Origin of the sequence: Coprobacillus sp. AF33-1AC (assembly GCF_003475785.1) — a bacterium.
Lineage (GTDB): Bacteria > Bacillota_I > Bacilli_A > Erysipelotrichales > Coprobacillaceae > Faecalibacillus.
Window position 1 is genome coordinate 17,541 of the sequence record NZ_QRQB01000027.1, and the last position, 10,357, is coordinate 27,897.

Annotated in this window: 10 protein-coding genes; 9 read left to right on the top strand and 1 reads right to left on the bottom strand. The window is 28.1% G+C overall.

Going from position 1 to position 10,357, the window contains the following annotated elements; all coding sequences use genetic code 11:
- Positions 1 to 30 precede the first annotated feature (30 nt).
- The 9 genes from DWZ53_RS09520 to DWZ53_RS09560 all read left to right on the top strand — a co-directional run bounded on the left by DWZ53_RS09520 (position 31) and on the right by DWZ53_RS09560 (position 9,206).
- Positions 31 to 990: a glycosyltransferase gene (locus DWZ53_RS09520; protein WP_118433869.1), complete on the top strand. Its 960-nt coding sequence runs from the start codon at positions 31 to 33 to the stop codon at positions 988 to 990.
- Positions 991 to 999: 9 nt separating this feature from the next.
- Positions 1,000 to 2,082: a glycosyltransferase family 4 protein gene (locus DWZ53_RS09525; RefSeq protein ID WP_118433871.1), complete on the top strand. Its 1,083-nt coding sequence runs from the start codon at positions 1,000 to 1,002 to the stop codon at positions 2,080 to 2,082.
- Between the two features lie 13 nt (positions 2,083 to 2,095).
- Positions 2,096 to 2,929, top strand: a complete 834-nt coding sequence (locus DWZ53_RS09530) for a glycosyltransferase family 2 protein (RefSeq protein WP_118433873.1) — start codon at positions 2,096 to 2,098, stop codon at positions 2,927 to 2,929.
- A gap of 2 nt (positions 2,930 to 2,931) precedes the next feature.
- Positions 2,932 to 4,089, top strand: a complete 1,158-nt coding sequence (gene cps2T, locus DWZ53_RS09535; protein WP_118433875.1) for a beta 1-4 rhamnosyltransferase Cps2T — start codon at positions 2,932 to 2,934, stop codon at positions 4,087 to 4,089.
- A 68-nt stretch (positions 4,090 to 4,157) separates the two neighbouring features.
- Positions 4,158 to 4,853, top strand: coding sequence for a hypothetical protein (locus tag DWZ53_RS09540; protein ID WP_118433877.1), 696 nt, complete (start codon positions 4,158 to 4,160; stop codon positions 4,851 to 4,853).
- A 59-nt stretch (positions 4,854 to 4,912) separates the two neighbouring features.
- Positions 4,913 to 5,869, top strand: coding sequence for a glycosyltransferase family 2 protein (locus DWZ53_RS09545; protein ID WP_118433879.1), 957 nt, complete (start codon positions 4,913 to 4,915; stop codon positions 5,867 to 5,869).
- Complete coding sequence (locus tag DWZ53_RS09550; RefSeq protein WP_118433881.1) at positions 5,859 to 7,199, top strand: glycosyltransferase family 39 protein; 1,341 nt, start codon at positions 5,859 to 5,861, stop codon at positions 7,197 to 7,199. The genes DWZ53_RS09545 and DWZ53_RS09550 overlap by 11 nt, the downstream gene beginning before the upstream one ends.
- A 12-nt stretch (positions 7,200 to 7,211) precedes the next feature.
- On the top strand, positions 7,212 to 8,792 hold the full coding sequence (locus DWZ53_RS09555; protein WP_118433883.1) for a hypothetical protein: 1,581 nt from the start codon (positions 7,212 to 7,214) through the stop codon (positions 8,790 to 8,792).
- Between the two features lie 12 nt (positions 8,793 to 8,804).
- Complete coding sequence (locus DWZ53_RS09560; RefSeq protein ID WP_118433885.1) at positions 8,805 to 9,206, top strand: GtrA family protein; 402 nt, start codon at positions 8,805 to 8,807, stop codon at positions 9,204 to 9,206.
- 14 nt (positions 9,207 to 9,220) lie between these two features.
- On the opposite strand, the gene DWZ53_RS09565 is transcribed toward DWZ53_RS09560, so the two are convergent.
- The gene (locus DWZ53_RS09565) at positions 9,221 to 10,135 is read right to left on the bottom strand and encodes a sugar phosphate nucleotidyltransferase (RefSeq protein WP_118433887.1); all 915 of its coding nucleotides are present in this window, start codon (positions 10,133 to 10,135) and stop codon (positions 9,221 to 9,223) included.
- Positions 10,136 to 10,357: the final 222 nt, after the last annotated feature.

Sequence of the window (10,357 nt, forward strand, 5' to 3'; positions counted from 1 at the left end):
ATACTGTGTTTGTTATAGGAAGGTAAGATTATGAAAATTTCTGTAGTTATGGCCGTATATAATGGTGTACATTTTTTAAAAGAACAATTAGATTCATTGAAAAATCAATCATATCAAATTGATGAAGCCATCATTATAGATGATTGTTCATCAGATTCAAGTTATGATTTGATAGAACAATATATAGATCGTTATCAATTAGATAAATGGAAAATAATAAAAAATGATAAGAATCTAGGATATCGTGCAAACTTTAAAAAAGGGTTAGAAATATCAACCGGTGATATTGTTTTTTTATGTGATCAAGATGATCGTTGGCGCCTTGATAAAATAGAAACAATGGTTGGATATATGCATCAAGAAGTTCTTACTTTAGCTTCTTCTTTTAATTTTATGGATCAAGATGGAAAATGTTTTAAGGTTGATAAAATAAAGGGAAGATCAAATAATAATCTTTTATTTCAAGAAGTAAAAGATATATTAACACCTATTCCGTTAAGCAGTTTATTGGAAATGAATTTTTCACAAGGGTGTACGATGGCAATTAAAAGAGAAGTCATTAATATTTATTTAGAAAAAACAACCGGGTTATTACCTCATGATTGGGAACTCAATATGATTTCTTCAATTAAAGATGGATGTTATTATTTAGACTTACCATTGATTGATTATCGTATTCATAATCATAATACCATTGGCTTAAGTAATATTACTGATGATAGTTATCTTGAAGAGAAAAAGAAACGTGTTAATCAAAGAATTGAACAAACTAAAAAACAGGTAAATAATGTAGCATTTGCATTAACCCTAGACTTAGATAGAAAACAAAAAGAATATTGTCTGGGTTACCAAGATTATTTATCTTATAGAATTAAGGCTATGGAAAATAAGAAAGCAATGGCATTAGTTAAATATTATATAACAGGAAAATACAAAATATATGGTCACTTTAAAACATTTATGGGTGATCTGATGAATGTAATTAAATAAGAGGTAAATATGAAAAAAATACTCATTATTTCAAATATGTATCCATCAAAGAAATATAAACATTATGGTGTTTTTGTTAGAAATACAGCTCATATTTTAGAAAACAATGGATACAAGGTTAGTGTATCAGCACTTAAAAAGAAAGATTCAAAATTGGGTAAATTATGGGGTTATACAGTATTTTATTTAAAGAGTATCCTTTTTGCTTTATTTGGACACTATGATATCTTATATGCTCATTACATTTCTCATTGTGCTTTATTGGTAAAAATCATTAAAAAGATGAAACCTAATATAAAAGTGGTAGTTAACGTTCATGGTAATGATGTCGTACCGGAAGACAAGCATGATGAAAAATTTATTCCTTTAGTTAAAGAAGTGATACCAATGATTGACTTATGTATTACACCATCATCTTATTTTAAAAATATCATGATGGAAGATTATCAAATGGCTTCATCAAAAGTCAAAGTCTTTCCATCAGGAGGTATTAATTTTGATATCTTTCAACATATAGAAAATGCAAAAGAAAAAATAGGTTTAGATCCAGATAAAATATGTATTGGTTATATTGGAAGATATGAAAAAAGAAAAGGTTGGGAAGTTTTTATTGAAGCTATCAATCAATTAGAAGACAAAGAAAAATATCAATTCTGTATGGTTGGAGTAGGTGAAGAACAAGAGATGGCTAATCAGCTTATCTCTAAATATAACTTAGATTCACTTATAAAAAAATATCCAATGCAAAATCAAAAAGATTTAGCTACTTTTTATAGTGCTATTGATATTTTTTGTTTTCCAACATATCGAAAAAGTGATAGTTTAGGGTTAGTAGGATTAGAGGCTATGGCATGTGGAAGTATTGTTATTGCATCGAATATGGCAGGACCTACAAGCTATATTAAAGATAAACAAAATGGTTTTTTCTTTGTTCCAAGAGATGGAAAAGATTTAAAAGATAAAATAGAATTTATTCTTTCTTTAAATAAAACTCAATTAGATCAAATAAAAAATCAAGCTTATCAAACAGCAAAAGAATATGATGTCAATCATATTTCTAAAACATTAATAGAAATATTTGAAGAAGTTTAGAAAGAGGGATTACATGGATGTATCTATTATCATTCCTTTATATAAAGGACAAAAATATATAGAGCCATTATTACAAACAATTCAAAAGAATAAAGAATTATCACAAAAAGAATTAGAAGTTATTTTTGTTAATGATTATCCTGATGATATAATTCAAATAAATCATGATGATTTAAATATTCATCTTTGTAATAATGAAAAGAACGTAGGCATACATCAATCGCGGGTTCATGGTTTAAACCAAGCTAAAGGACAATATATCTTATTTTTAGATCAAGATGATAAAATAACAGATGACTTTATTAAGAGTCAGTTAGATCATATTCAAGATGGTGATTTATGTATCGCTAACGGAGTGATGGAATCATCTACAGGAAAATGTCTTATATACAAGAATGAACGCTCACAAAACTATTTAGAAAAACAAATAGGCTTTATTAAAGTAAGAGACTTAATAGTTTCTCCAGGTCAATGCCTTATTAAAAAAGAAAGTATACCATCTTTTTGGAAAGAAAATATTATGACTGTTAATTCGGCGGATGATTATATGTTATGGTTACTTATGATTGATCAAAAATGTAAATTTGTTGTAAATCATGATGTACTCTATACGCACAGTTATACAGGTGAAAATGTATCGGGTAGCATTGATCAGGTTCATGCATCAAATACAGAAATGTTAAAACTATTAAAAAATCATTGTCAAAATGTAAACATAAATTTATTAAAAAGAACGATTGAATATAAATACATGATGAAAAAACAAGGAAAACTCATTCCTTCATTAAAAAATCTAGATTTATTTTTATATAACACATTATATCAATTGTTCTGGAAGGGTATGTAAAAATGAAAAATATATTTATTATAGGAAGTAAGGGGATACCTGCTAATTATGGTGGGTTTGAAACCTTTGTAGAAAATCTGACCAAAAACAAAATAAGTGAAGATATTAAATATCATGTTGCATGTTTAAGTGATAAAAATGAAGAATTTGAATATAACAATGCACGTTGTTTTAAAGTTCAAGTGCCACAAATTGGACCAGCTAAAGCAGTCTATTATGATATTGCTGCTTTAAAACAAATCTATCAATATGTACAAGATCATCAAATCGATGACGCTATTGTTTATATTCTCGCTTGTCGTATTGGTCCATTTTTAAATAAGTATGTCAAATTATTTCATCAAAAAAACATACAAGTTTTTGTTAATCCTGATGGACATGAATTTAAAAGAGCTAAATGGAATTGGTTTATTAGAAGATATTGGAAATTATCAGAAAGGTTAATGATTAAACATGCAGATTATGTCATCTGTGACTCAAAAAATATAGAGAAGTATATTCAAGAGGATTACAAAAAATATCATCCTCAAACAACATATATCGCTTATGGTGCAGATGTAGTAGATCAAACTAATGAAGAAAAGTTTGATAAATGGGCTCAAGAACACGACGTAAGAAGAAATGAATATTATCTTATCGTAGGTCGATTTGTTCCAGAAAATAACTATGAAACAATGATTAAAGAATTCATGAAAACAAATACGACTAAGGATTTAGTTATTGTTACAGGATACCAAGATAATAAGTTATATCATGTCTTAAAAAATAAATATCATTTTGAAAATGACAAAAGAATTAAATTTGTGGGAACAATCTATGATGATGAATTATTAAAAACAGTAAGACATCATGCTTATGGTTATTTACATGGTCATGAAGTAGGAGGAACAAACCCATCTTTATTAGAGGCATTAGGTTCAACTAAATTGAATTTATTATTAAATGTTGGATTTAACCAAGAAGTTGGCTTAGATTCATGTGTTTACTGGGGAAAAGAAGCAGGAAGCTTAAGTCAATTAATAGAGCATGTCGATGGTTTTCAACAAGGTTATATTGATGAATTAGGAGAAAAATCTAAAAAAAGAATTCAAGAAGCTTATAGTTGGCATAAAATTGTCAGTGATTATGAACAATTATTCTTAAATAAAAAAGAATTGTAGATAAAGGTAAATTGTTATATAGTAATAAAGTAGAGTAATTATGTAGTTATATTCATGGAGGAAAATATATGTTAAAGAAAATTATGACTGTCATGATGGTTTTGATGATGGTAGTCGGGCTTACAGGATGCAGTAAAGATGATAGTTCTAGTTCTTCTAGTAAAGTATCCCCATCAGATGATGGTATCAAAATTAAAACAGTAGATGATTTTGAAGAATCAAATGGCTTAATTTCATACTTTACAATTGATGACCATAAAATTGCGATTCCTGAAACAGTAGGTGAATATGTAAATTATTTAAAACAAATTGGGACAGTAACATTAAATAGTACAGGTCAAGATCCAAGTGAAGTTGATTTACCTAAAGAAGGGATATCTTCAATGGTTGCCTATCTAAATGTTGAATTAGATAACGGTGATGTTGCCCATCTGTATTTACGTTATAAAAATCCTACTAAAAAAACAATTAAAGTATCTGAAGCTTCTGTTACATTTTTAGAAGTAAAGTATGATCCTTTATCAGAAAATGAATTTGATAAAACATTAAAAAATGTAGAAGTAGTTACAAAAAATGGGACAGTACCTCTAGATGGCAAAATGGCATACACAAAAGTAAGACGTCTTGTAGGGGAACCTGAACAAGAAACAGATGGAAGATTTATTTATAATGATGATGCTGGTTATAAAAATATGCTAGATTGTTGTAATGAAAACAGATCTGGTATCTTTAGAGGATTTAGTATCGAATATCCAAATAAATAGAGTCAAAACTAAACTTAATAAGTTTAGTTTTTTGATATATAGATGGGAGGTTGTACTAAATGGAAAAAATAACAGTTATTGTACCGTGTTATAATGAAGAAGAAGCATTAAATTACTATTATGATGAAATGAGTAGAGTCATGAATGAAATGAAAGAAGTTGATTTTGAACTATTATTGGTCAATGATGGTTCAAAAGATAGAACATTAGAAATCATGCAAATACTTGCTCAAAAAGATCAAAGAGTAAAATACATATCATTTTCACGTAATTTTGGTAAAGAAGCAGCCATGTATGCCGGTTTTGAAAACAGTACAGGAGATTATGTTTGCTTGATGGATGCTGATTTACAAGATCCGCCAAGACTCTTACCCGAAATGTATCGCGCTATTAAAGAAGAAGGTTATGATAGTGCGGCAACGAGAAGAGTAACCAGAAAAGGAGAACCACCAATCCGTTCTTTTTTTGCCAGACTCTTTTATAAAATGATGAATAAAATATCAGATACTGAACTTATGGATGGAGCACGAGATTATCGCTTAATGACAAGACAGTTTGTCAATGCACTATTAGAGTTAAAAGAATATAATCGTTTTAGTAAAGGTTTATTTGGCTGGGTAGGATTTAAAACAAAATGGATAGAGTTTGAAAATGTAGAAAGGGTAGCCGGAGAAACAAAATGGTCTTTTTGGAAACTACTTTTATATAGCATTGAAGGAATTGTTGCTTTTTCTACAGCACCTTTAGCGATAGCATCATTACTTGGTATGTTGATGTTATTTATCGCTCTTATTTTTATCATTTTTATTATAGTAAGGACATTGATATTTAATGATCCAACAAGTGGATGGCCATCACTTGTATGTATTATTACGCTTATTGGAGGAATTCAAATATTCTGTACAGGAATATTAGGGCAATACTTATCAAAGACTTATTTAGAAACAAAGAAAAGACCGGTTTATATCGTGAAGGATACAAATATTAATAAAAAAGAGGTTATCAATGAAAAATAATATAAAGAATAACAAAGGGTATTTAATAGGGACAATTCTTATTTTTATCTTGATGTTTATTTGTTCAACAAGGTTAGTGATGTCTCAGGCTCCTGATGAATATATGAGATATAGCATTCCCCAATATATTGTAAATCATGGAACATTACCTAATGGAAATGAAAAAGAAATATTGAATGCCATATGGGGATTTTCATATGGCTTTACACCCTATTTACCTTCATTAATAAGTGTTTTATTTATGAAAATAGTAATGTTGTTTACTCATAATGCAAGTTATTTATTAGTGGCTGCTAGATTAACAAGTGTTTTAGCGGGTTCTATCACATTTTTTATATGTTGTAAAATAGGTGAAGAAATCTTTAATAAAAAGATCACGATTTATCTTTTTTCCATTATTGTGACTTTATTACCACAATTTTTCTATTTATCACTTTATTTAAATAATGATTCATTTTCAGTGATGACAACAGCATTGATTGTTTATGCATGGATTAAAGGAATTAAAACAAATTGGCAATATTTTTATTGTGTCTTTTTAGGAGTGTCTATCGGTCTATGTGCTTTAACTTACTATAATGCTTATGGCTTTATTTTATGTAGTATTTTTGTTTATTGTATAAGTTGTTATCAAGCTGGATTTGATTTAAAGACCTTTTTTGTTAGAGGAATGATTATTGCATTATCAGCATTTATTATTGGCGGTTGGTTCTTTATTAGAAATGCCATGATTCATCATGGTGATTTTCTAGGAATGAATTCAATGTATGAATGTGGTGAAAAATATGCTCAAGATGGTTATCAGTTATCAAAAAGAATGACATATGAGCATCAAGGTATTGGTGTTGTTTCGATGCTTCTTCACACAAATTGGTTTATTGATACAGCTAAAAGTTTTGTTTGTGCTTCTGGCTATATGAAGTATATTATCAGCAATATTCTATTTGTTGGTTATGTATTATTGAGTATACTTGGTCTAGGATCAACAGTTATTGGATTGAAGAATAATTATCAATTAAAATTTAAGTTGAAACCTTATTTCATTATATGCTTAATTTTATGTATGTTAATTCCTATAGTATTATCAATTAAATACTCTTATTCTATCGACTATCAACCACAAGGTCGTTACATTATGTCAATACTTGTGCCATTAGCCTTATTTATCAGTATAGGTTACGAATACATAGCCAATGTATTAGAAACAAAGAATTTTATTAAATATAATTATTCTATTTTAACAATCATCATAGCGTATATTATATTCTTTGGACTTTGTTATGAAAAATATATAAGATTATGTTTAGAAAATATGAACTCTATTATATAAGAAGGTGAATATATGTTTGATTCAAAACTAAAGAAATTTGGTAAAAATGTTGTATTAGGCTTTTTTACTGTTATTATATTACTTCTTACATTATTAAGTCTTTTTACTAATGCCTATTTAAGTTGGGATGAGCATACAACAATTGTAGCTGATCGACCATTCTGGTTGATTGGCTGGTTTATCTTTATTGTTATTGTTTTATATTTTATTAGAAAGAAATATAAGACACAGGATACGTATTATTTTAATAAAATATTTTTAATAGTAAGTTTAATTTTATTGATTGTTGGTATTTTTATGATATTTACTATTAATTTTGTTCCTGTTGCAGATCAACAAAGTATTTTAGAAGCAGCTGCAGGATTGAAAAATGGCAATTACAGTTATTTTACACCTACTGGATATGTTGGGAAATGTTCTAATCAAGCAGGAATTGTTGTTATTCTTTATTATCTGTCATTTCTTTTTGGTGATAACAATTATCAGGCTTTTCAAGTATTAAATATTTTTGGTTTATTAATTAGTTATTATTGCTTGTGCCAAATATCAACAATTAGTTTTAGAAATGAGGAACTAAAAAACTGGACTTTATTTTTGTTGGTTCTGTTTTTTCCATTAACCTTTTATATCGCTTTTGTTTATGGAAATATTTTTGGTTTAGCTTTTTCATTGCTTGCGATTTTATCAGGTTATGAATATTTTGAATCAGGTAAAATTAGATATATTTTATCGGCTATTATAAGTATTATTTTTGCGATGATGTTTAAATCAAATTATTTGATTGTATTTGTTGCGATGTTGATTTTTATCATTTTTGATATCGTTTTAAATAAACGTTATCAATCCATTATACTATTAATTTTATTTGTACCGGCTTATTTTGCGTCTTCCCTTATTCCTAATACAATTATTAAAAATATGACGGATATAGAATTAGGAAAGGGAATTCCCATGATTGCTTATGTAGAAATGGGATTACAAGACACGCCGGAAATGCCTGGGTGGTTTAATGGTTACAATTGGAGTGTCTATGAAAATGCCAATGGAAACTATGAACTAGCTAACGAAAGGGCCAAAACAGATTTATCCAATACATTGAGTGATTATTTATCTAATTCTGGAAAATTTATTAACTTTTTATATCGTAAAACGGTATCTCAGTGGTGTAACCCTGATTTTCAAGGTACTTGGGTTACCAGACATAGTAGTTTTTATATTCAAAGTGAATTATGGTATCAAATATTCAATGTGTTTGAATCAGTAGTCTTGTTAGGGACATTAGCCTATATTTACTTTACCGGTCGCCATATGAAATTACATCGTTTGTTGTTACCGACGATATTTATTGGTGGTTTTCTATTTCACTTATTTTGGGAAGCTAAATCACAATATACCATTACTTATTTTGTTTTATTAATGCCTTATTGTGCAAAAGGTCTCATGGATATGACCAACGAAATGATTGATCAATTATTAAAAGTAAGGGTTGCCAGAGGAATAAAAAGAAAATTAGAAATATTGAAGGATATGGACACAATAAAGTTTATACTATTTATAATAGTGATTGTCTTTATCATTAATTTATTTGTGTAATAAGGAGTTTTTATGAAAGAACTGATATATAAAAATAAAGAAATATTATTATATTTAATATTTGGTGTTCTAACAACAGTAGTCAATATCGTTGTTTATTACATAAGTGCAGAGTTACTAGATATCCATTATCTTATTTCTAATGCTTTGGCTTGGGTTTTATCTGTTTTATTTGCTTATATAACAAACAGAAAATATGTATTTAATAGTCATAATGAAAATGTTATTAAAGAAATGATTTCATTTTTTGGATCAAGACTCGCGACTGGGGTTTTAGATATGACACTCATGTGGGCACTTGTGAATTATCATCTTTTAAATGATATGATTTCTAAAGTTGTTGTTAATGTCATTGTTATTGTTTTAAATTATGTTTTAAGTAAATTGGTCGTTTTTAAAAGCAACTCGAAATAGAGTTGCTTTTGTGTTTAATATAGATGTTTTGGATATGTATGGTTTTCAACAAGTTCTTTAATACTATCAATGACGATTTGTTTGTCTTCTTGATAAGTTACACCAAACCAATTATCAGGAGAACTTAAAACTTTAACAGTAGCTCGATCATTTTTAAGTAGATCTCCTACAATGGTAGGTAATAAGAATTCTTGTTTTAAATCAGTAACCGGAACATTTTTTAAGAATTGATCAAATTCTTGATTTAAAATTTTAAAAATAGTTGGTTGGAATGCCCACATATTCATAGAAACAAAACTATTCCAATCAATCTTGTCTTCATGATCATCGTTTCTAACAAAGGCATAGCCATCACCTTTTTCAATATTATGAGTTTCAACAATATCTGTTAAATAATGATTTTGGTCTACATGGCATAGTCCACGGGTAACCCCACCATTATCACTTAATGTATTTTTTAAGATAAAACTAACCATTGCAATATCTTCTTTATTTGATGAATGTTCTTGAGTTAAATATTGATAAGCCTCTTTAAAGGCGTTTTGTCCATAATAGTCATCTGCATTAATAACTAAAAAGGGTTCATGAATTAAATCTTTACAACATAAGATAGCTTGTCCAGTTCCCCAAGGTTTTGTTCTTTCTTTAAATTGGCTTTGATAAGCCTCAGGAATATTTGATAATTCTTGATAAGCATATTCAACTTTAATAACTTGCTTAATTCTAGAACCAATCACACGATCAAATTCTTCTTTTAAGTCCTTTCTAATAACAAAGACAACTTTATTAAATCCAGCTTGCATAGCATCATATATGGAATAGTCCATAATAATTTCACCATGAGGACCTACTGGAGTGAGTTGTTTAATACCTTTACCAAAACGGCTACCAATACCAGCAGCCATAATGACTAATGTAACATCTTTCATATGTACCTCCAAATAATAATATAATATTATTATATAATAAGTAGAGAGTATTGTCTAATTTGTTTAAAGATTGGATAAAAAAATTAGATTGTTGTGATTTTAAAAAAACAATGATAAAAAGAGGTTTTTTTAAAATAGAAGGAAAAAAGGTAAAAGAAAAGGATAAAAAAAGGGGAAAAAAGAGTAGACAAACAAGAGAAAAGATGGTAGTATAAACGAGCA

Excerpts from the sequence above, each read along its gene's own strand:
- DWZ53_RS09565 (WP_118433887.1), bottom strand. The coding sequence starts at position 10,135 with ATGAAAGATGTTACATTAGTCATTATGGCTGCTGGTATTGGTAGCCGT.
- DWZ53_RS09520 (WP_118433869.1), top strand. The coding sequence starts at position 31 with ATGAAAATTTCTGTAGTTATGGCCGTATATAATGGTGTACATTTTTTA.
- DWZ53_RS09560 (WP_118433885.1), top strand. The coding sequence starts at position 8,805 with ATGAAAGAACTGATATATAAAAATAAAGAAATATTATTATATTTAATA.
- DWZ53_RS09555 (WP_118433883.1), top strand. The coding sequence starts at position 7,212 with ATGTTTGATTCAAAACTAAAGAAATTTGGTAAAAATGTTGTATTAGGC.
- DWZ53_RS09545 (WP_118433879.1), top strand. The coding sequence starts at position 4,913 with ATGGAAAAAATAACAGTTATTGTACCGTGTTATAATGAAGAAGAAGCA.
- DWZ53_RS09540 (WP_118433877.1), top strand. The coding sequence starts at position 4,158 with ATGTTAAAGAAAATTATGACTGTCATGATGGTTTTGATGATGGTAGTC.
- DWZ53_RS09530 (WP_118433873.1), top strand. The coding sequence starts at position 2,096 with ATGGATGTATCTATTATCATTCCTTTATATAAAGGACAAAAATATATA.
- DWZ53_RS09550 (WP_118433881.1), top strand. The coding sequence starts at position 5,859 with ATGAAAAATAATATAAAGAATAACAAAGGGTATTTAATAGGGACAATT.
- cps2T (WP_118433875.1), top strand. The coding sequence starts at position 2,932 with ATGAAAAATATATTTATTATAGGAAGTAAGGGGATACCTGCTAATTAT.
- DWZ53_RS09525 (WP_118433871.1), top strand. The coding sequence starts at position 1,000 with ATGAAAAAAATACTCATTATTTCAAATATGTATCCATCAAAGAAATAT.